This is a genomic window from Streptomyces sp. NPDC029152 (assembly GCF_055564355.1).
The window spans coordinates 102,693-122,794 of sequence record NZ_JBVHWR010000009.1; the positions used below are offsets into that span (position 1 = coordinate 102,693).

20 protein-coding genes and 1 pseudogene are annotated in these 20,102 nt (G+C 73.8%); 16 read left to right on the top strand and 5 right to left on the bottom strand.

Going from position 1 to position 20,102, the window contains the following annotated elements; all coding sequences use genetic code 11:
* Positions 1-8: 8 nt before the first annotated feature.
* The 3 genes from ACZ4V6_RS20345 to zapE all read right to left on the bottom strand — a co-directional run bounded on the left by ACZ4V6_RS20345 (position 9) and on the right by zapE (position 2,360).
* Positions 9-590 carry a carbonic anhydrase gene (locus ACZ4V6_RS20345; RefSeq protein ID WP_467829191.1) on the bottom strand — a complete coding sequence of 194 codons (582 nt, stop codon included), beginning with the start codon at positions 588-590 and terminating at the stop codon, positions 9-11.
* A gap of 75 nt (positions 591-665) precedes the next feature.
* Positions 666-1,076, bottom strand: a complete 411-nt coding sequence (locus ACZ4V6_RS20350) for a hypothetical protein (RefSeq protein ID WP_467829194.1) — start codon at positions 1,074-1,076, stop codon at positions 666-668.
* 165 nt (positions 1,077-1,241) lie between these two features.
* On the bottom strand, positions 1,242-2,360 hold the full coding sequence (gene zapE, locus ACZ4V6_RS20355; RefSeq protein WP_467829196.1) for a cell division protein ZapE: 1,119 nt from the start codon (positions 2,358-2,360) through the stop codon (positions 1,242-1,244).
* 294 nt (positions 2,361-2,654) lie between these two features.
* Here zapE and ACZ4V6_RS20360 point away from each other — a divergent pair, with 294 nt between their 5' ends.
* The 4 genes from ACZ4V6_RS20360 (at position 2,655) to msrB (ending at position 6,046) form a co-directional block, all read left to right on the top strand.
* On the top strand, positions 2,655-3,440 hold the full coding sequence (locus ACZ4V6_RS20360; protein WP_467829199.1) for a pyrimidine reductase family protein: 786 nt from the start codon (positions 2,655-2,657) through the stop codon (positions 3,438-3,440).
* Positions 3,441-3,645: 205 nt separating this feature from the next.
* A complete protein-coding gene (locus ACZ4V6_RS20365) occupies positions 3,646-4,119 on the top strand; it encodes an indole-3-glycerol phosphate synthase (protein WP_467829201.1) in 474 nt (157 codons plus the stop codon).
* Between the two features lie 107 nt (positions 4,120-4,226).
* Positions 4,227-5,624, top strand: a complete 1,398-nt coding sequence (gene murC / locus ACZ4V6_RS20370; protein WP_467829204.1) for a UDP-N-acetylmuramate--L-alanine ligase — start codon at positions 4,227-4,229, stop codon at positions 5,622-5,624.
* 14 nt (positions 5,625-5,638) lie between these two features.
* Positions 5,639-6,046 (top strand): peptide-methionine (R)-S-oxide reductase MsrB, encoded by a 408-nt coding sequence (gene msrB, locus ACZ4V6_RS20375; protein WP_467829206.1) that lies wholly within the window; start codon positions 5,639-5,641, stop codon positions 6,044-6,046.
* Positions 6,047-6,253: 207 nt separating this feature from the next.
* Here the strand turns inward: msrB and ACZ4V6_RS20380 are convergent, their stop codons facing one another.
* Positions 6,254-6,913, bottom strand: coding sequence for a TetR/AcrR family transcriptional regulator (locus ACZ4V6_RS20380; protein ID WP_467829208.1), 660 nt, complete (start codon positions 6,911-6,913; stop codon positions 6,254-6,256).
* Positions 6,914-7,084: 171 nt separating this feature from the next.
* Between ACZ4V6_RS20380 and ACZ4V6_RS20385 the strand changes: the two genes are divergently transcribed.
* From ACZ4V6_RS20385 to ACZ4V6_RS20405, 5 genes are all read left to right on the top strand, one after another.
* Positions 7,085-8,203: a serine hydrolase domain-containing protein gene (locus ACZ4V6_RS20385; protein WP_467829211.1), complete on the top strand. Its 1,119-nt coding sequence runs from the start codon at positions 7,085-7,087 to the stop codon at positions 8,201-8,203.
* 205 nt (positions 8,204-8,408) lie between these two features.
* Positions 8,409-9,530 carry an ABC transporter ATP-binding protein gene (locus ACZ4V6_RS20390; RefSeq protein ID WP_467829214.1) on the top strand — a complete coding sequence of 374 codons (1,122 nt, stop codon included), beginning with the start codon at positions 8,409-8,411 and terminating at the stop codon, positions 9,528-9,530.
* Positions 9,527-10,237 (top strand): ABC transporter permease, encoded by a 711-nt coding sequence (locus ACZ4V6_RS20395; RefSeq protein ID WP_467829218.1) that lies wholly within the window; start codon positions 9,527-9,529, stop codon positions 10,235-10,237. The genes ACZ4V6_RS20390 and ACZ4V6_RS20395 overlap by 4 nt, the downstream gene beginning before the upstream one ends.
* Positions 10,234-10,899 carry an ABC transporter permease gene (locus tag ACZ4V6_RS20400; RefSeq protein ID WP_467829220.1) on the top strand — a complete coding sequence of 222 codons (666 nt, stop codon included), beginning with the start codon at positions 10,234-10,236 and terminating at the stop codon, positions 10,897-10,899. Before ACZ4V6_RS20395 ends, ACZ4V6_RS20400 begins: the two co-directional genes overlap by 4 nt.
* A 78-nt stretch (positions 10,900-10,977) precedes the next feature.
* Complete coding sequence (locus ACZ4V6_RS20405; protein ID WP_467829223.1) at positions 10,978-11,937, top strand: ABC transporter substrate-binding protein; 960 nt, start codon at positions 10,978-10,980, stop codon at positions 11,935-11,937.
* A gap of 52 nt (positions 11,938-11,989) precedes the next feature.
* On the opposite strand, the pseudogene ACZ4V6_RS20410 reads toward ACZ4V6_RS20405, so the two are convergent.
* Positions 11,990-12,334 (bottom strand): annotated as a pseudogene (locus ACZ4V6_RS20410) (DUF6114 domain-containing protein); the annotation flags it as partial.
* Here ACZ4V6_RS20410 and ACZ4V6_RS20415 point away from each other — a divergent pair.
* The 7 genes from ACZ4V6_RS20415 (at position 12,299) to ACZ4V6_RS20445 (ending at position 20,100) form a co-directional block, all read left to right on the top strand.
* A complete protein-coding gene (locus tag ACZ4V6_RS20415) occupies positions 12,299-12,469 on the top strand; it encodes a hypothetical protein (RefSeq protein WP_467829226.1) in 171 nt (56 codons plus the stop codon). The pseudogene ACZ4V6_RS20410 and the gene ACZ4V6_RS20415 sit on opposite strands and share 36 nt — an antisense overlap.
* A 188-nt stretch (positions 12,470-12,657) precedes the next feature.
* On the top strand, positions 12,658-13,305 hold the full coding sequence (locus ACZ4V6_RS20420) for a ScbR family autoregulator-binding transcription factor (RefSeq protein WP_467829228.1): 648 nt from the start codon (positions 12,658-12,660) through the stop codon (positions 13,303-13,305).
* 164 nt (positions 13,306-13,469) lie between these two features.
* Complete coding sequence (locus tag ACZ4V6_RS20425) at positions 13,470-14,660, top strand: damage-control phosphatase ARMT1 family protein (RefSeq protein WP_467829230.1); 1,191 nt, start codon at positions 13,470-13,472, stop codon at positions 14,658-14,660.
* A 143-nt stretch (positions 14,661-14,803) separates the two neighbouring features.
* Positions 14,804-16,987: a germacradienol/geosmin synthase Cyc2 gene (cyc2, locus tag ACZ4V6_RS20430; RefSeq protein ID WP_467829233.1), complete on the top strand. Its 2,184-nt coding sequence runs from the start codon at positions 14,804-14,806 to the stop codon at positions 16,985-16,987.
* A gap of 105 nt (positions 16,988-17,092) precedes the next feature.
* A complete protein-coding gene (locus tag ACZ4V6_RS20435) occupies positions 17,093-17,677 on the top strand; it encodes a PDZ domain-containing protein (RefSeq protein WP_467829236.1) in 585 nt (194 codons plus the stop codon).
* A gap of 271 nt (positions 17,678-17,948) precedes the next feature.
* Positions 17,949-19,079: an aminopeptidase P family protein gene (locus ACZ4V6_RS20440; RefSeq protein WP_467829238.1), complete on the top strand. Its 1,131-nt coding sequence runs from the start codon at positions 17,949-17,951 to the stop codon at positions 19,077-19,079.
* A 79-nt stretch (positions 19,080-19,158) separates the two neighbouring features.
* Positions 19,159-20,100 (top strand): aminoglycoside phosphotransferase family protein, encoded by a 942-nt coding sequence (locus ACZ4V6_RS20445; RefSeq protein WP_467829241.1) that lies wholly within the window; start codon positions 19,159-19,161, stop codon positions 20,098-20,100.
* Positions 20,101-20,102 lie beyond the last annotated feature (2 nt).

Sequence of the window (20,102 nt, forward strand, 5' to 3'; positions counted from 1 at the left end):
GGCGCCGCTCACAGGGTCTCGAACGTGTCGGTGTCCGCGCGGTGCTCGCGCACGGTTCCGGTGTGGACCTCGTAGTACCAGCCGCGCAGGCGCAGCCGGCCGTCGGTCAGCCGCCGCTCGACGCACGGGTAGGAGCGCAGCCGCAGCAACTGGGCCAGGACGTGGTGCCGCACGGCGTCGGCGACCGTGGGGTCGGCGGGGTCGCAGGGCTCCGGCCGGTCCGCGGACCGTGCCAGCCAGTCGCGCACGGCGGGTACGGCGGTCAGGTCGTCGCCGCGCACCAGTGCGCCGACGGCACCGCAGTGCGAGTGGCCGCAGACCACGATGTCGGTGACGCCGAGCACCTCGACGGCGTACTCGATGGTGGCCGCCTCGCCGCTGGGGTGCCCGGCACCGTACGGCGGGACGATGTTGCCCGCGGTGCGCAGCTCGAAGAGCTGGCCGGGGCGGGCGCCCGTGATCAGGGCCGGTACGACCCGGGAGTCGGAGCAGGTGATGAACAGGACTTCGGGTGACTGGCCTTCGGCGTGCCCGGCGAACTCCTCCGGGCGTTGTCCGAACGTGCGGGCGTTGTCGATGAGGGTCTGCATGACGGGGTCATTCCTCCTGGCGCGCAGTGGGGGCGCGTCGGACCGGCAGGGACGGAGTGGGGGGTGCTCCGTCGCTCAGCAGCGGAAGACCTGGAGGGCCGCGGGGGAGCGGTCCGGGGCGGATCTCGAGCGGCGCTCGTGCGCGCGGCCGGGCAGCAACCGCTCGGGTGCGGTGGTGGCGCGCTGCCGGGCCGGGGAGTCCTCGGGGGCCTCGGGCTCCGGCGCGGCGGTGGCGCGGTGCCGGTCGCGGACGCGCACCGGGCCGTGCGTGTTCCCGGAGCGGCCGGGCTCGTGGCAGGTGACGGTCTCGTCGTGCAGCGCCGTGTCGGCGGGGGTGGACCCCGCGAACGCCGACGGGGCATTGGCCACGGCATCACGGCTCGTGTGCGCGTATGCGAAGGACGGCGCGGGTGCGAAGAACTGGAGGGCGAACAGGACGGCGGCGAGGAGCGGAAGCAGGGCGCGCGGCCCCCCACCTCGGAACATGCGTCCCCCTCCGGCCGGCCCATGTCTCTTGTGCACACCAACGCATGGTCAACGCTTGGTCAAGAAACACGTTAACCCTGCAAGGGGCTTTGCAGGGTTAACGGGACGTTACGAGCCGAAGAGAGCCTGAAAATCGAGGTCGGTCGGCCAGAAACGGACGGTGGGTCAGTCCGCGTCGACGAGACGTCCCGCGTCCCGGGCCAGGGCGGTGAGGCGGGAGATCGCCCGGAAGTACTTCTTGCGGTAGCCGCCCTTCAGCATCTCCTCGCTGAACAGCCGGTCGAAGGGCAGCCCCGAGGCCAGGACGGGCACCTCGCGGTCGTAGAGCCGGTCGGCGAGGACGACGAGCCGCAGGGCCGTCGACTGGTCCGGCACCGGGCGGACCCCGGTGAGGCACACGGCCGAGACGCCGTCGGTCAGTGCGCCGTAGCGGCTGGGGTGGACACGGGCCAGGTGGTCGAGGAGGGCGGGGAACGCGTCGAGGGAGGCGCCGTCCGTCTCCTGCGCCGCCCGGGTCACCTGCTCGTCGGAGTACGGCGCCGGGGCCTCGGGCAGGCCGCGGTGGCGGTAGTCCTCGCCGTCGATGCGCAGGGCGCGGAAGTGGGCCGACAGGCCCTGGATCTCGCGCAGGAAGTCGGCCGCCGCGAAGCGGCCCTCACCGAGCTTGCCCGGCAGCGTGTTGGAGGTGGCGGCGAGCGCGACGCCGGCCTCCACCAGCCGGGCGAGCAGGCTGGAGACGAGGACGGTGTCGCCCGGGTCGTCGAGCTCGAACTCGTCGATGCACAGGAGGCGGTGCCCGGAGAGGGTCCGCACGGTCTGCTGGAAGCCGAGGGCGCCGACGAGGTTGGTCAGCTCCACGAAGGTGCCGAAGGCCTTGCGGGAGGGCTCGGCGGGGGTGGCGTGCCACAGGGAGGCCAGCAGGTGGGTCTTGCCGACGCCGTAGCCACCGTCGAGGTAGACGCCGCGGGGGCCGGCGGGGGGCTTGGGGGCCTTGCTCCGGCCGAAGCCGAGGAAGCCGCGCCTGCCGGTGGCCGCGCCGGGGGCTTCGCCCAGCCCGGCGGCGAAGCCCTCCAGGACCTGGACGGCCTCGCTCTGGCTGGGCTGGTTCGGGTCCGGGATGTACGTGCTGAAACGGACCGAGTCGAAGCGAGGGGGCGGCACCATCTCGGCGACCAGGCGGTCCGCCGGGACGTGCGGCTCGCGGGCGCACAGGGACAGCGGGGTCGCCCCGGCTATCGGGGTGGGGCCGGAGGGGGAACCGGGGGCGGCGGAGGAGGATGACACGGTCGTCAATGGTAGGGCCTGTCCGGTGGGTGTCCGGTGCGGCGGCGCGGTGACCCGCGGCTGCGGCCCCCGGTCGCCCGGCGTCGCGGCGGGGCGGGGCCGGGACGCGCGGCCCGGCGCCTGCGGGGCGCCTCCCCGGAGAGGACGCCCCCCGGGCCGTTCGGGCACGGGGGAGAGGCGCGGCCGCCCGCGGCCGGGGGGAGGGGACACGGCGGCCGAGGTGTGGGTGTCCGGGGCGGGAGGAGGTGGCGGGGGCCGGGATTCGCAGGTGGGAGGCGTGGAACACTGCACGGCATGCGACGTCTGTTCCCTGTGACCGATCCGACAGCAGAGCGCGACTCCGCCGGGACCGACCGGGAGTGGAGCCTCGCCGAGCTGGCCGCCGCCTACGCGTACCCCGAGCCGGACGCGCGGCAGGGGGCCTGGCTGCGGGCCAACATGGTCTCCACCCTCGACGGGGCCGCCCAGCACGACGGCCGCTCCCAGCCCATCTCCAGCGCGGCCGACATGCGGATCTTCGGCACCCTGCGGGCGCTCGCGGACGTGGTGGTCGCCGGCGCCGAGACCGTACGCCAGGAGGGGTACCGGCCCGCACGCGCGCGTGCGGAGTTCGCGGAGCTGCGGCAGGCTGCCGGGCAGGGTCCGGCGCCGGTGATCGCGGTGGTCAGCGCGAGCCTGGAGCTGGACTTCTCCCTGCCGCTGTTCACCTCGCCGCTGGTGCCCACCCTGGTCCTCACCGGCGCCGCGGCGGCCCCGGACCGGATCGCGACCGCCGAGAGGGCCGGCGCCCGGGTGGTGATCGCCGGCGACGGCGTCGGCGTGGACCCCGCCCGCGCCGTCCGCGCGCTCGCCGAGCTCGGCCACACCCGGCTGCTGACCGAGGGCGGCCCGCGGCTGCTGGGACAGTTCATCGCGGCCGGCGTCCTCGACGAGCTGTGCCTGACCGTCTCCCCGATGCTCACCGCGGGCGACGCCCAGCGGATCGCGGGCGGTCCCCCGGTCGAGGTGCCGCGACGGTACGCCCTGGCGTCCCTGTTGGAGGAGGAAGGTTTCCTCTTCAGCCGGTACCGGCGCGACTGAGCCGGGGCGACGGCGGCCCGGACAGGGGCTCGGCCGTTGGCGCGCAGCCGGGGACCGCATGCGGAATTGATCGTTCCACTCGGCCCGCGCCGGGCACACTGAATCCGGCAGTACCCGTGCGATCACGGGGAAGGATGGTTTCCGCAGGGTCCGGCACGCCTGCGGAGGGTGGGCCCACGGGCCCTCGAAGGAGAAGGGGCGCCTGGTGTTCACAAGCGTTTTGATGATCGAGAAGGCCCTGACGTCCGCCGACGTGGAGTTCGTCACCACCTTGCACGGGGACGAGCCGGTCGCCTTCCACGTGCTGCTCCAGCCGCGCGGCGACCAGGCCGACCGGCTGCTGCGGGCCATCGACGACATCGCCCTCGGCGAGCTCGACGAAGCCGTCCGCGAGGGCGAGACCCCGGAGGGGGAGGAGGCGCTGAGCGTCGGGCAGCGGGCGCTGGAGGTGTCCCTCACCGCCCTGCGCGCCTCCGGAGCCGAGGCCGTGGGCAGCCTGATCGAGGACCACCCGCTGGACGCGCTCAGGTCGCTCGTGGGGGAGACCGGCGCCGACGAGGTGATCGTCCTGACCGACCCGCACTACGTGGAGGAGTTCTTCCACCGGGACTGGGCCTCGCGGGCGCGGCACAAGGTCGGCGTACCGGTCCTGAAACTGTTCTCCCACAGCAAGGCATAGGCTGGGGCCGCGCCCCCGCCGGGGGCGCGCCCACCGCCGTACCGGCCGCCGGCGCCCGCCGGCACCCACGTCGTACCCACCCGTGACACCTCTGGGGAGAACAGCGCATGGCACCCGGCCTTCCTACCGCCATGGACCGACCGCACTTCATCGGCATCGGCGGCGCCGGGATGTCGGGCATCGCCAAGATCCTCGCCCAGCGCGGGGCCGCGGTGGCGGGCAGCGACGCCAAGGACTCCGCGACCGCCGAGGCGCTGCGGGCGCTGGGCGCGACCGTGCACATCGGGCACGCGGCGGAGCACCTCGCGGACGACGCGAGCTGCGTTGTCGTGTCCTCGGCGATCCGCGAGGACAACCCGGAGCTGGCCCGCGCGGCCGAACTGGGCATCCCGGTCGTGCACCGCTCCGACGCCCTCGCCGCCCTGATGGACGGCCTGCGTCCGCTCGCGGTCGCCGGCACCCACGGCAAGACCACCACCACCTCGATGCTGGCGGTCTCGCTGTCCGCGCTGGGCCGCGGCCCGTCGTACGCGATCGGCGGCGACCTGGACGCGCCCGGTTCCAACGCCCTGCACGGCGACGGCGAGATCTTCGTCGCCGAGGCGGACGAGAGCGACCGCAGCTTCCACAAGTACGCCCCCGAGGTCGCCGTCGTCCTCAACGTCGAGCTGGACCACCACGCCAACTACGCGTCCATGGACGAGATCTACGAGTCCTTCCAGACCTTCGCCGGGAAGATCGTCCCCGGCGGCACGCTGGTGATCTCCGCCGACCACGAGGGTGCCCGGGAGCTGACGCGCCGGCTGGCCGGCTCGGTGCGGACGGTGACGTACGGCGAGTCCGAGGACGCCGACGTGCGCGTCCTGTCGGTCGTCCCGCAGGGCCTCAGGAGCGAGGTCACCGTGCTGATGGACGGCACGGAGCTGACCTTCGGGGTCTCCGTCCCGGGCCGCCACTACGCGCACAACGCGGTCGCCGCCCTCGCCGCCGGCGTCGCCCTGGGCGTCCCCGCCGCCGAGCTGGCCCCCGCCCTGGCCGCCTACACGGGCGTCAAGCGGCGCCTCCAGCTCAAGGGCGAGGCGGCCGGTGTGCAGGTCGTCGACTCCTACGCGCACCACCCCACCGAGATGACGGCGGACCTGGAGGCCATGCGCGCCGCGGTCGGCGACGCCCGCATCCTGGTCCTCTTCCAGCCGCACCTGTTCTCCCGCACCCAGGAGCTCGGCAAGGAGATGGGCCAGGCGCTCGCCCTGGCCGACTCGTCGGTGGTCCTCGACATCTACCCCGCCCGCGAGGACCCGGTCCCCGGCGTCACCAGCGAGCTGATCATCGAGGCGGCGCGGGCGGCGGGCGCGGACGTCACGCCGGTCCACGACAAGGACCGGGCGCCCGCGGTGGTCGCGGGAATGGCGAAGGCCGGTGATCTCGTTCTCACCATGGGCGCGGGCGACGTCACCGACCTCGGACCGCGCATCCTGGACCAGCTGTCGAGCACGGGTAAGTGAGGGGCTGAGGACTCATGGCGTACGACGTCGAGAAGCCGGACGAACAGTGGCGCGCGGAACTGGCCCCGGCCGAGTACGCCGTCCTGCGCCAGGCGGCCACGGAACCCGCCTTCACCGGTGAGTACACCGACACCGAGACCGAGGGCGTCTACTCCTGCCGCGCCTGCGGCGCCGAACTGTTCACCTCGGAGACGAAGTTCGCCTCGCACTGCGGCTGGCCGTCCTTCTTCGACCCGAAGGACACCGACGCGGTCGAGCTGATCGAGGACCGGTCCCACGGGATGGTGCGCACCGAGGTGCGCTGCGCCCGCTGCGGCTCCCACCTCGGGCACGTCTTCGAGGGCGAGGGGTATCCGACCCCGACCGACCAGCGGTACTGCATCAACAGCATCGCGCTGAGGCTGGAGCCCACCGAGGGCTGACGGCACCTGACGCGCACACGGGGCGCGGGCTCGCGGTCGACGCCGTGAGCCCGCGCCCCGCTGCTCGTGCCGAGCGCCTTCGGCCGGCCCGCGCCGCCGCCACGGCGACGCCGGCACCGTCCGAGGACGCGTACGCGTCGCTCACGGTCGGCAGGCCACCGGGCCGGCCCGGTGGGTCCGCGGGGCGCGGCGCCGGGAAGTCCTCGGTCAGCCCCCGGGGACCGCCGCCTCGACGTGGGCGAGCTGGGCGGCGAGGAGCTCCTCGAACGCGGCGCGGCGGTCCGCTCCGAGGGGGCGGACGTCGCGGGCGAAGTGGGCCAGGGCCGGGAAGCGCGCGGGGTCGGCGCCGAGAACCGCCACGCGGAACAGCTCCATGCCCTGCTCGTGCTCCTGCGGGGTGACGGTGCTGACCCCGGCCTCGGAGGCGATCAACGCGGCGATGAGGACCGCCAGCCGGTGGTAGCTCGCCGGGATCTCCTCGTCGGGCAGTCCCGACGCGCGCAGGGCCTGGAGCACCTCTTCCATGACCAGCCGGGAACCGGCGCCGCTCGACGCGTAGCGCCCCCAGACCGAGGCGAGCTGGGGCTGCCGGCCGAAGGCCTCTCTCAGGCGCAGGGCCAGGGACGTGATGCGCTGCTTCCAGTCGCCCTCGGGACGGTGGCCGTCCATCGCGGCCAGGAGGATCCGGTCGGCGACCGCGCGCAGCAGTTCGGTCTTGCTGCGGAAGTGCCGGTACAGGCTCGACGAGTCGGTCCCGAGGGCCGCGGCCAGCTTGCGCACGCTGAACGACTCCGCGTCGCTCGTGCGCAGCAGCTCCGCCGCCGCGTCCAGGATCTCCTCGGTCGTCCAACGCCTTCGACCGGCCATCTCGCTCCCCTCTCCGGTGTCAGCTTACCTGTGCACTTGGTGTTGCACGCACCGCGTGCATAATGAGTGCAGGAGCATGTGGGGCGGGCCCGCATGCCACTCGTGCCCTGTTCGTCCGGGTCAGGCGGCCGATGCGGACCGCGTCCCGGGGAACACGAGAGGACGCATGACGTGACGAACCCACTGGATCGCGCGGCGCTCGACGCCGCCCTCGACCTCGTCCACCGCGCCGGTATGCCGGGCCTGTTCGCCGAGGTCAGGGACGGCGACCAGGTCTGGCGCGGCGCCGCGGGGACCGCCGATGTCTCCACCGGCCGCCCCGTCACCGCCGACATGCGGCACCGCGTCGGCAGCATCACCAAGACCTTCACCGCGGCGGCGGTGCTCCAGCAGGCCGAGAGCGGCCGGATCGGTCTCGACACCCCGATCGGCCACTACCTCCCGGCGCTGGTCCCCGGCGGGCGCGGTGACACGATCACCGTCCGGATGCTGCTGAACCACACCAGCGGCCTCGCCGAGTACCTCCCGTACGCCTACCCGTCCCTCAAGGCGTTCCCCGCCCTCGCGGAGACCGGGCCCGAGAGCCTGGACGACCACCGGTTCACGCGGTTCGACCCCGCCGAACTGATCGGGATGGGGGTCACCGCGCCCGCCGTCGGCGCCCCGGGCGGCACCCCGGGGGTGTACTCCAACACCAACTACCTGCTCCTCGTCCGGCTCCTGGAAGAGGTGACCGGCACCACGGCCGAGCGGTACATCACCCGGCACGTCATCGAGCGGGCCGGGCTCCGGGACACCGGACTCCCCGACGGGCCGTACGTCGGCGGGCCGCACTCGCGGCTCTACGAGGCGTGGTTCGGCATGATCGACCCGCCGCGCGACTACAGCGTCTACGACATGTCGTGGGTGGGACCCTCCGCCTCGCTGACGTCGACCGTCGCGGACCTCAACCGCTTCTACGGCATGCTGCTGGCCGGGGAGATCGTCGCCCCGTCGTCGCTGGCGCAGATGCAGCGCACCGTCCCGGTCGTCTCCCAGGAGGGAAGGACGATCGACTACGGCCTCGGCCTGCACCCGATGGAGGGGCCCGGACGGAGCACCTTCTGGGGCCACGGCGGCACGGTCTGGGGCGGTGGGGCGCTGGCCATGACCCGTGCCGACGGCAGGCGGCGGATGGCGGTCGCGGTGAACATGCAGAGGTGGAACAGGCTGGACTCCTCCGGCACGCCGCAGCCCCACCCCATCGACGACGCGCTCGCGGCCCTGTACCGGGTGGCGATGCACGGCTGACCGGGCCGGGCGGCGCCGGTCGCCGCCCGGCCGCCACCGGTGGCCCGGCCGGGGCGGGCGCCGGTGTGAACACCCCCGTACGGGGAAGGAGTCGCCCCGAACCGAAGGGCCCCGCGACACCCCCGTCTACACTCGACCGGCGACGGCCCCACCGACCGCGGCCGGAGCGGGCAGCTTCTGCCAGACCCGAAGGGCATTCGGCGCTTTGATACGGATGGAATCAGTCACCAAGCGGTATCCGGACGGCACGGTGGCGGTCGACCGGCTGTCGCTGGAGATCCCCGACGGGTCGATCACCGTCCTCGTCGGCCCCTCGGGCTGCGGCAAGACGACGACCCTCCGCATGATCAACAGGATGGTCGAGCCCACCGAGGGCACCATCCTCCTCGACGGCGCGGACATCCAGCGCCGGCCGGTCACCGAACTGCGCCGGTCCATGGGGTACGTCATCCAGAACGCCGGCCTCTTCCAGCACCGGACGATCCTCGACAACATCGCCACCGTGCCCCGCATGCTCGGCTGGGGCAAGCAGAAGTCCCGCGCCCGGGCGGCCGAGTTGATGGAACGGGTCGGACTCGACACCTCCCTCGGCAAGCGGTACCCGTACCAGCTCTCCGGTGGACAGCAGCAGCGCGTCGGCGTGGCGCGGGCTCTCGCCGCCGACCCTCCGGTGCTGCTCATGGACGAGCCGTTCTCGGCCGTCGATCCTGTGGTGCGCAAGGGTCTCCAGGACGAACTGCTGCGCATCCAGGACGAGTTGGGCAAGACCATCGTCTTCGTCACGCACGACATCGACGAGGCCGTCAAACTCGGCACCATGGTCGCGGTGATGCGCACCGGCGGCCGGCTCGCCCAGTTCGCTACGCCCGCCGATCTGCTCTCCGACCCCGCGGACGCCTTCGTCGAGGACTTCCTCGGCGCCGACCGCGGCATCCGGCGGTTGTCCCTCTTCCCTTCCGCCGCACTGGAGCTGACGACCGACGCCGTCGTGCCGATCGACGCCGGCGCCGAACGCCTCGCCGCGCCGGACGCCCCCTACCTCCTCGTGACCGACGCCGACGGCAGACCCCTCGGCTGGGGCGAGCCGCGCGACCTGACCGCCGGGGACATCGCGCCGGACGCCCTCCTGCCGTACGGGCGGCCGTTCGTGCCCGGCACCGACTCGCTGCGGGCCGCCCTCGACTGTGCCGTGCTCTCGCCCACCGGCTGGGCCGTCGCCGTGGACGCCGACGGCCGGGTGACCGGCGTCGTCTCCCAGCAGACCATCGGCGAGGCGATCCGCACCGCCCGCGCCTGGCGCGCCGACGACGCCGAGGTCGCCTCGTGAGCGGCTTCTTCGACATCCCGAGCGACCTGCAGAACACCTACTCCGGCCTGATCGGCCTGCACCTGCGCGAGGCGCTGCTGCCGGTCCTGGCCGGGCTGCTGCTCGCGCTGCCCGTCGCCCAGCTCTGCGTGCGCCTGCGCTGGCTGTACCCGCCCGTGCTCGGCCTGACGACCGTGTTCTACGCCATCCCGTCGCTGGCGGTCTTCGTCGTCCTCATCGACTACACCGGCCAGACCGAGCTGACGGTGATGATCCCGCTGGCCGTCTACAGCCTGGTCGTGCTCGTCCCCGCCATCGTCGACGGCGTGCGGTCGGTGCCGCAGGAGACGCTGGCCGCCGCGACCGCCATGGGCTTCGGGCCCGTACGGCGCTACCTCCAGGTGCAGTTGCCGATCGCCGTGCCCGCGATCCTCGCCGGGCTCCGGGTGGCCACCGCCTCCAGCATCTCCCTGGTCAGCGTCGGCGCCCTCATCGGCAACCAGGGCGCCCTCGGCAACCTGCTCGCGGACGCCCAGAAGTACGACCGGCCCGAACTCGCGGTCAACTCCGTGGTCACGACGGCCGCCCTGGCCGTCCTGTGCGACGCGGCGCTGGTCCTGGCCCGGACGCTGCTGACCCCGTGGATGCCGCGCGGCACCCGCCGGCGCGCCAAGGACGGCGCCGCCCCGCCGGCCGAGCAGCCCGCGGCGAAGGAGGCGACCAGGTGAACGTACTGAACTTCGTCAACGCCTTCTTCAGCGACAGCGCCCACTGGCACGGCTACGACGGCATCCCGCAACGCCTGCTGGAGCACGTCCAGTACACGCTGCTCGCCCTCGTCCTCGCCGCCGCGATCGGCCTGCCCGTCGGGCTGATCACCGGGCACACCGGGCGGGGCGGCAACGCCGTCGCCTTCGTCGCCACCGCCGCCCGGGCCCTGCCGAGCTTCGGCCTGCTGGTGCTGATCGCCGTCGTGGTGGGCATCGGCCTGCTGCCGGTGATGATCCCGCTGGTCGTCCTCGCCGTACCGCCGATCCTGGTCACCACCTACGAGGCGGTCCGCTCCGTCGACCCCGCACCGGTGGACGCCGCGCGGGGCCTGGGCATGCACGAGGCGGGCATCCTGTTCCAGGTCGAACTGCCGGTCGCCCTGCCGCTGGTCCTCAGCGGACTGCGCTCGGCGGCCATCCAGGTCGTCTCGACGGCCACCATCGCCGCCTACGTCAGCCTGGGCGGGCTCGGCCGGTACATCATCGACGGGCTCTACCAGCGCGACTACGAGAAGGTGGTCGGCGGCGCCACCCTGGTGGCCCTCCTGGCACTGGTCACGCTCGCCCTGTTCTGGGCCGCGGGCCGGCTCGCGGTGTCGCCGGGAGTGCGCAGGCGCTGACGTCCGGACACGGACGTACAAGAAACCGTGACCCGGCCGTGGTTGACTGACCGACAAGCGGCTCGTTTGGATCAGTGGATGACTTCTACCGCGAAGAGCAGCAGGTCCAGGACGAGGCACACCGGCGCGGCGGCCGTCGCGCTCACCGCCGCGGCGGCGCTCCTCGCGGGCTGTTCCTCGTCCGACGACACCTCCGACAACCCGCTGGCCGGGGAGAAGGCGAAGGCCGGCACCGTCGTCGTCGGCTCGAACAACTTCGCCGAGAGCACCCTGCTCGCCGACATCTACGGCGAGGCGCTCAAGGCCAAGGGCCTCAAGGTCACCTACAAGCACAACATCGGCAGCCGCGAGACCTCGTACGGCCTGATGAAGAACGGCTCGGTCACGGTGCTGCCGGAGTACAACGGCTCCCTGCTGGCCTACCTCGACGCCAAAGCCGAACAGAAGTCCGCCGACGCCGTGAACGCCGCGGTGAAGGACAGGCTCGACAAGAGCCTCACGCTGCTGGAGGCGTCGCCGGCCGAGGACAAGGACTCGGTCGCCCTCAACGCCGAGACCGCGAAGAAGTACGGCCTCACCGCCGCGTCCACCCTCGCCGACCTGAAGGAGGCGGCCCCCGAGCTGGCGATCGGCGGTTCGCCCGAGTTCCAGACCCGGCAGCAGGGCCTCAAGGGCCTGGAGTCCGTCTACGGGCTGAAGTTCAAGTCCTTCAAGGCCCTCGACGCGGGCGGCCCGCTGACCCAGTCGGCGCTGGCCAAGAACACCGTGCAGGCCGCGGACGTCTTCACCACGGACCCGACCATCGTGAAGGAGGGGTTCGTCGTCCTGAAGGACCCGGAGAATCTCTTCGGGTTCGCCAACGTGACCCCGCTGGTCCACAAGGAGGGGCTGCCCCAGGAGGGCGTCGCCGCGCTGAACGCGGTCTCCGCCGAGCTGGACACCAAGACCCTCCTCGACCTGGACGCGCAGGTCCAGCTGGACAAGAAGGACCCCCTCGACGTGGCTGAGGAGTGGCTGAAGTCCGTAGGTCTCGTCTGACGCCCACGGCGCCGCGGCTTCGGCCGCGGCGCCGTCCGCCCGGTCGTCCTCGGGCCGGTTCGCCGGCCCGCTGCTCCAGCGGCCGCGCGGACCGCGCGGCGCGCGCCCGCTTCCTGCGCCGTCGCCGTCCGCGCCGGGACTCCTGGTTCGGCAGCCACCCGAAGACGAGGCAGCTGCCGGTGCAGCCGAGGAGAAGGCCGACGAGGAAGCCGCCCGGGTCGGAGGTCAGCCAGGTGCCCAGGGAGGCCAGCACGCCGATGAGCGAGGAGAAGAGCCGCTGGGCCGGGGTGACGAGGGCGAGCAGTCCGCACAGCAGCATGACGACCGGCAGCAGGTAGCCGGCCACGCCCTGCACGCCGACGTGCAGGACGACCTTCAGCGACGCCTTCATGGTCACGCCGGCGACGGGATCGCCTTCACCGGCCGGCACTTCACCAAGGTGTCCGGTTGCGGACTCCGTTTCGCCGACGGGTACTTCACCGCCGCCTGCGCCCCGGTCACCGACGGGGGCGCGGCGGTCTTCGTCGGCTGAGCGGGCGTACGCCGTGACGCGGCGAGTCGGCCGGTGTGCGCGGGTGCGCCGGCCGGCCCGCCGCCGTGCGGTGGTGCGTTCCGTTCCGCGGGGGGCGAAGACCGGTCGCCGACCCGTGAGTTATCGTGTACTGGGGGTTAAGGCAGACGGCATGACCCGTCGAGTTCCAGCCCAGGAGAGTTCAGCCGATGGCGAGGCAGCTACGCGCCGAGCAGACCCGCGCGACCATCCTCCAGGCCGCCGCCGACCTGTTCGACCGTCACGGTTACGAAGCGACCAGCCTGGCCGAGATCGTCGAGCGCGCCGGCGTCACCAAAGGTGCCCTGTACTTCCACTTCGCGGCGAAGGAAGACCTGGCCCACGCCATCATGGAGCTCCAGTCCAGAACGTGGCGCCGGCTCGCGACGGAGCTGGAGGGCCGGGGCCACACCGCCCTGGAAGCCCTGATGCGCCTGACGTTCGTCATGGCCCGGCTGTCCGCCGAGGGGCCGGTCCTGCGGGCCGGACTGCGGCTGGCCACCGCGGGAGCGCCGGTACGGCCGCCGCTGCCGCACCCCTTCACCGAGTGGGTGGACATCGCCTCCTCCCGGCTCCTCGACGCGGTCGGGCAGGGAGACCTCCATCCGGAGATAGACGTCGAGTCGGTCGCCCACACCATCGTCTGCTCCTTCGTGGGGTCCCGTGTCGTGGGACTCACCCTCGAACCGGCCGCCCGGCAGCCCCGCCGGATGGCGGAGATGTGGCACGTCCTGATCCGCGGCATGGTGCCGGTGACCCGCCGCGCCCGCTACCTCAGCCTCGCCGCCCGCCTGGAACGCGAGGCGAGCGCGGCGTGACCCCACCGGGCGCCCGGCGTGTACGGCGCGGATCCGCCGGGCGGCCGGGGCGCCGGTGAGGGGCGAGGGGGGAGGGGGAGGCCGGGCGCCCGCGGCGCGACACCCCCGCGAGCCCGGTCCGCGTCCCGGTGGAGTCCTCCGGTCCGGGCGCTACGGTGAGGCGCATGCCCGACACCCCCTCCGAGTCCGCCCCCGTCATCGTCGGTGACGAGCCGGGGTCCTTCCCCCACGGAGTGCTGGCCGACCGGCACCCCGCCATCGTCCGGCAGGTCCGGGAGGCGTTCCCCTACGGCCCCGGCCGGCGCCGTGCCCTGGACGCGCTGCTGGCGAACTGCGCCGACGGCGTGATCGGACCCCTGCCCGCCGACGCCCACGACCGGGACCGCTGGGCGGCCTGGGGACTGGACGAGTACGTCGGCCGCTCCTGGTTCGACGTGCCCTGGCTGTGGGCCGAGAGCCACTTCTACCGCCGGCTCCTCGACGCCGTCGGCTACTTCGCCCCCGGGGCCTGGCAGGGCATCGACCCCTTCCGGCCCGCCAAGCTCGCCGAGCTCGACGCGCCGGAGACGGCCGAGGAACTCGCCGCGCTCGACGGCCTCGCCGCCCGGCCCGCCGACGAACAGCTCCGGGCCCTGCTGCACGGCTCCCTCTGGGGCAACCGCGCCGACCTAGGCTTCCGCCTCTCCACGGCCGGCGCCGGCGCCGGAGACGCCGTGCGGGCGCTGGTCGCCGACGACGGCGACGCGCTCCTGTCGCTGCTGCCGCCCACCGAAGGGAGCGCGGCCACCCTCTGCCTCGTCGCCGACAACGCCGGCCGCGAGCTCGTCCCCGACCTGCTCCTCGTCTCCCACCTCCTCGGACACGGCCGCATCGGCCGAGCCGTCCTGCACGTCAAGCCGTACCCGTACTACGTCTCCGACGCCACGACCGCCGACGTGCTCGACGCCCTGCGGCGGCTGATCGCGGCGGGCGGGGCGGCGGGGGAGTACGGCCGCACTCTGTGGTCCGCGCTGACCGACGGCCGTGTCACCGTCCGCGCCCACCCGTTCTCCAGCGCCCCGCTGCCCTACGCGGACATGCCCGACGACCTGCGCGCGGACTTCGCCGCGGCCACGGTCACCGTCCTCAAGGGCGACCTGAACTACCGCCGCCTGGTGGGCGACCGGTGGTGGCCCCCGACGACGCCCTTCGCGGACGTCACCGCGTACTTCCCCGGCCCGGTCGCCGCGCTGCGCACCCTGAAGTCCGACGTGGTCACCGGGCTGGACGCGGACACGGAGGCCGCCCTGGTGGCGAGCGAGGGGCAACGGTGGCGGACCGGCGGGACGCACGCGCTGATCCAGGTCAGCGGCTGAGCCGCCGGAAGGCGCCGGCGGGACACGCCGGCCACGGGAGGGGGCATCGGCGAAAGGTCCCCCGTTCCGTCCCGATTCACGCGATGGTGTGATCATGTCCCGGCCCGTGGATGCCTCCGAAGGCCCCTGGGTAGGGCCCGGCCATGACGCGACAGCCCTTCGAACTCCCGCACTTCTACATGCCGCATCCCGCGCGGCTCAATCCGCATCTCGACGAGGCCCGCGCCCACTCGACGGCGTGGGCGCGCGAGATGGGCATGCTGGAGGGCTCCGGGGTCTGGGAGCGGTCCGACCTCGACGCGCACGACTACGGCCTGCTCTGCGCCTACACCCACCCCGACTGCGACGGCCCCGCGCTCTCCCTCATCACCGACTGGTACGTGTGGGTCTTCTTCTTCGACGACCACTTCCTGGAGAAGTTCAAGCGCAGCCAGGACCGCGTCGCCGGCAAGGCCCATCTGGACCGGCTGCCCCTGTTCATGCCGCTCGACCCGGCCACCGGGACGCCCGAGCCGGAGAATCCGGTCGAGGCCGGTCTCGCCGACCTGTGGAGGCGCACGGTGCCCGCCATGTCGGCCGGCTGGCGCCGCCGCTTCGCCGTCGCCACCGAGCACCTCCTCAACGAGTCCCTGTGGGAGCTGTCCAACATCAACGAGGGGCGGATCGCCAACCCCGTCGAGTACATCGAGATGCGCCGCAAGGTGGGCGGCGCCCCCTGGTCCGCCGGGCTGGTGGAGTACGCGACCGCCGAGGTGCCCGCCGCCGTCGCCGGGACCAGGCCGCTGCGGGTCCTGATGGAGACGTTCTCCGACGCCGTGCACCTGCGCAACGACCTGTTCTCGTACCAGCGGGAGGTCGAGGACGAGGGCGAGCTCAGCAACGGCGTGCTCGTCCTGGAGACGTTCTTCGGCTGCACCACCCAGCAGGCCGCCGACATGGTCAACGACGTCCTCACCTCCCGGCTCCACCAGTTCGAGCACACCGCCTTCACCGAGGTGCCCGCGGTGGCCCTGGAGAACGGGCTCACCCCGGCCGAGGTCGCGGCCGTCGGGGCGTACGCGAAGGGCCTCCAGGACTGGCAGTCCGGCGGCCACGAGTGGCACCTGCGCTCCAGCCGCTACATGAACGAGGGCGCCCGGTCCACCGGCCCCTGGCAGACCCTCACCGGACCCGGCACCTCCGCCGCCGACGTCGGCGCGCTGCTGGCCGCGGCCGGCGCCGAGAGACTGCGCTCCTATACGCACGTGCCGTTCCGGAAGGTCGGTCCGTCGGTCATCCCCGACATCCGGATGCCGTTCCCGCTGGAGCTCAGCCCCCACCTCGACGCCGCGCGGCGGCACCTGTCCGAGTGGTCGCGGGCGATCGGCTTCCTCGGCGAGGGGGTCTGGGACGAGGACAAGCTCGCGAGCTGCGACCTGCCCCTGTGCGCCGCGGGACTCGACCCGGACGCCACCCCGGAGCAGCTCGACCTCGCCTCCGACTGGCTGGCCTTCGGCACCTACGGCGACGACTACTACCCGCTCGTCCACGGCCACCGGCGCGACCTGGCCGCAGCCCGGCTGACCACGGCGCGGCTGTCGGCCTGCATGCCGCTGGACGGCGAGCCGGTCCCCCCGCCGGCCAACGCCATGGAACGCGCCCTGATCGACCTGTGGGCGCGCACCACGGTCCACATGACGCCCCAGGAGCGCCTCCCCCTCAAGACGGCCGTCGACACGATGACCGAGGCCTGGGTCTGGGAGCTGTCCAACCAGATCCAGAACCGCGTCCCCGACCCGGTCGACTACCTGGAGATGCGCCGCGCCACCTTCGGCTCCGACCTCACCCTGGGACTGTGCCGCGCCGGACACGGCCCGGCCGTGCCGCCCGAGGTCTACCGCAGCGGCCCCGTCCGCTCCCTGGAGAACGCGGCGATCGACTACGCCTGCCTCCTCAACGACGTCTTCTCGTACCAGAAGGAGATCGAGTACGAGGGCGAGATCCACAACGCGGTCCTCGTCGTGCAGAACTTCTTCGGCATCGACTATCCGACCGCGCTCCCCGTCGTGCAGGACCTGATGAACCAGCGCATGCGCCAGTTCGAGCACGTCGTCGCGCACGAACTCCCCGTCGTCTACGACGACTTCCAGCTGTCGGACGAGGCACGGGCCGTCATGCGGGGTTACGTGAAGGACCTGCAGAACTGGATGGCCGGCATCCTCAACTGGCACCGGAACGTTCCGCGCTACAAGGCGGAGTACCTGGGCCGACGCACCCACGGCTTCCTCCCGGACCGGCCCCCGGCCGTACCCGTCCCGAGGGGAGCCGCGCTGCCCGCGCTCGGCTGACCCCGGCCGCAGGCGCCCCCGGGGCGGGCGGCTGCCGGCCGGCCTCACCCGTTCGTGACTCGTCACGGGCCGGGGCGCCGGGTAGAGCACTGCCGGAGGTGGACCATGGAACAGAGTGCGCTGCGACCCAAGCCGATGCCCGGCCGGGAACCCGGGGCCGGCACCGCACCCGACCCGGCCCGGTGCCCGCACGCCGCGCGCGGGCACCGGCGGCGGCTCACCACCCTGCTGTGCGCGCTGCTCGCCGCGACCGTCCTGCTCCTGGCGGGGGTCGGGCTCGGCACGGTGGGCGCCACCGTGATCGGCATGAGCAGACTCGCCGACCTGCAACGTCAGACCGGCGCGCCGGGCGCGGGAACACCGCCCGGCGGCCGGGCCGCCCCCGCGCACCCGGCGGCCACCCCCGGCCCGGCCCCGGCACGGGCGGGCGCGACCCTGGGCGTGGAGGCCGTGGACCACGAGAAGCCGGGCGCCCTGGTCGTCGGCGTCCACGTGCCCGGCCCCGGCCACACGGCGGGCCTGGTCAGGGGCGACGTGCTCCTGGCGTTCGACACCACCCGCGTCGACTCGGCCGCCGACCTCGCGCACGCCGTCGCCCGCGCCCGGCCCGGCAAGGAGGTCGAGCTGACCGTGCGCCACGAGAGCGGGAGCCACCAGCGGCTGACGGCCGTTCCGGGGGTCCTCACGTGACCGTCCGGAAGCGGCCGGAGCGGCGGCCGGCCGGCGCGCGGCGACCAGGGGGGTGCCGTTCGGACCGGGCCGGCTCCGGGCGACGGTGCGCAGCCCCGGCGACCGACGGCAGCGCCGCGGACGCGCGTGCCGGCCCCCGCGGCCCCGGCACGGTCCGAACGGCACCCCCTAGGATCGATGCCGGCGGGGGCGAGCCCGCCGGCCGGCTCGCGTCGCCCCCGTGCCCCGGGCAGGATGCTGCCCGTACCCTTCGTCCGTCCAGGAGGCCCGGATGACCGGCAGTACGCCCGCTGCTTCCTTCACCGCCGACGACTACAGGGCCCGCATGGAGCGCGCCGCGCGGACGGCCGCCGACGCCGGCCTGGCCGGGCTGCTGGTGGCGCCGGGTCCCGACCTCGTGTGGCTCACCGGCTACGCGCCCACCGCGGCCACCGAACGCCTCACCCTGCTCGTCCTCGCCGCGGGCCGGGACCCCGTCCTCGTCGTGCCGACGCTGGAGGCCCCCGACGCGGAGAAGGCCGTCGGCGCGCCCGCCCTGACCCTGCGCGACTGGACCGACGGCAAGGACCCCTACGCCGTCACCGCCGCACTCCTCGACGGCTCGGGGAGGTTCGGCGTCAGCGACAACGCCTGGGCGATGCACCTGCTCGGCCTCCAGCGGACGCTGCCCGGCACCTCGTACGCCTCCCTCACCGAGGCGCTGCCGATGCTGCGCGCCGTGAAGGACGCGGCGGAGCTGGAGCTGCTCGCGGCGGCCGGCGCGGCGGCGGACGCGGCGTTCGAGGAGATCCGGACGGCGCGCTTCGGCGGACGCCGGGAGTCCGACGTCGCCGCCGACCTCGCAGACCTGCTGCGGCGTTCCGGCCACTCCCAGGTCGACTTCACGATCGTCGCCTCCGGCCCGAACGGCGCCAACCCGCACCACGAGGTCGGCGACCGCGTCATCGAGGACGGCGACATGGTCGTCCTCGACTTCGGCGGGCTGAAGGACGGCTACGGGTCCGACACCTCCCGCACCGTCCACGTCGGCGAGCCCACCGACGAGGAGCGCCGGGTGCACGACCTGGTGCGCGAGGCGCAGGAGGCCGGTTTCCGGGCGGTGCGGCCCGGCGTGGCCTGCCAGGAGGTCGACCGGGCCGCGCGCTCCGTCATCGCCGACGCCGGGTACGGGGAGCACTTCATCCACCGCACCGGGCACGGCATCGGCGTCACCACGCACGAGCCGCCCTACATGATCGAGGGCGAGGAACAGCCCCTCGTGCCCGGCATGTGCTTCTCCGTCGAGCCCGGCGTCTACCTGCCCGGCCGGTTCGGGGTGCGCATCGAGGACATCGTCACGGTCACCGAGGACGGCGGCCGGCGCCTCAACGACACCACCAGGGAGATGGTCGTGGTGGAGTGAGCCGCCCCGCACGGCCCCGGACCCGCTGGAAGACCTGGAAAACCCGGAAGACGAAGACCCGGAAGACGACGGCGCGACCATGGCCCAGGCACCGACACCCACCGCGGACACGGTCCGCCGACTGGTCCGTACCCTGCTCAGCGAGGGCGCGGCGCCGGACGTCCGGCCCGTCGAGGAGAGCGCCGAGCCCGCCACCTGGTGGGTCGGCGCCCGCCACGTGCTGCGGCTGGCCCCCGACCGTGAGACCGCCGTGCGCCAGCGCCGCGAGCTGCGCCTGCGCGACCTGGTCCGTCCGTACCTCCCCGTCGCGGTGCCCACGAGCGTGGCGCACGGCGAGTGGGCGCCGGGACTGACCTACACGCTGGACGCCAAGGTGCCCGGCGGGTCGGGCGAGCGGCACGCCGTGTCCGCCGTCGGCGAGGCCGACCTGGCGGCGCTGCTCGCCGGGCTGCGCGAGGTGCCCCTCCGCCAGGCCGAGACCCTCGGCGTGCCGCGGACCGCCCCGCGGTCCCTGGAGACGCTGCGCCGGGCCGCCGAGCGCGCAGCCCGGCGTCTCGCCGAGGCCGACGAGTTCGACCCGGCCCGGCCGGAGCGGCTCACGGCGGCGGCGACGGCCCAGCTCGGCGCCCAGCCCGGTGCCGCCGTCCTCGTCCACCACGGCCTGGCGGGCGAGCACCTCGTGGTCGGCGCCGACGGACGGGTGCGCGGGGTGCTCGGCTGGGCCGACGCGGTCCTCGGCGACCCGGCCGAGGACATCGCCGGACTCGCGCTCTCCGTCGGCTCTCCCGCCGCCGTGCGCGCCGCCACCCTCGCCGGCTACGGCGCCCGGCCCTGCCTGCGCGGCCTGTGGCTGGCCCGCTGCGACACGGTCGTCCAGCTCACCGACGCCCTCGCCGGCCGGTCGGACACGTCCCTGCCGCTGCTGCGGACCCGGCTGCGCCGCGCCTGGGAGCCGATCCTGCTGGAACGGGTGACGGAGCTCCGCGAGGACGGCCCGGGCGGCACGGGCGACGCCACCTGAGG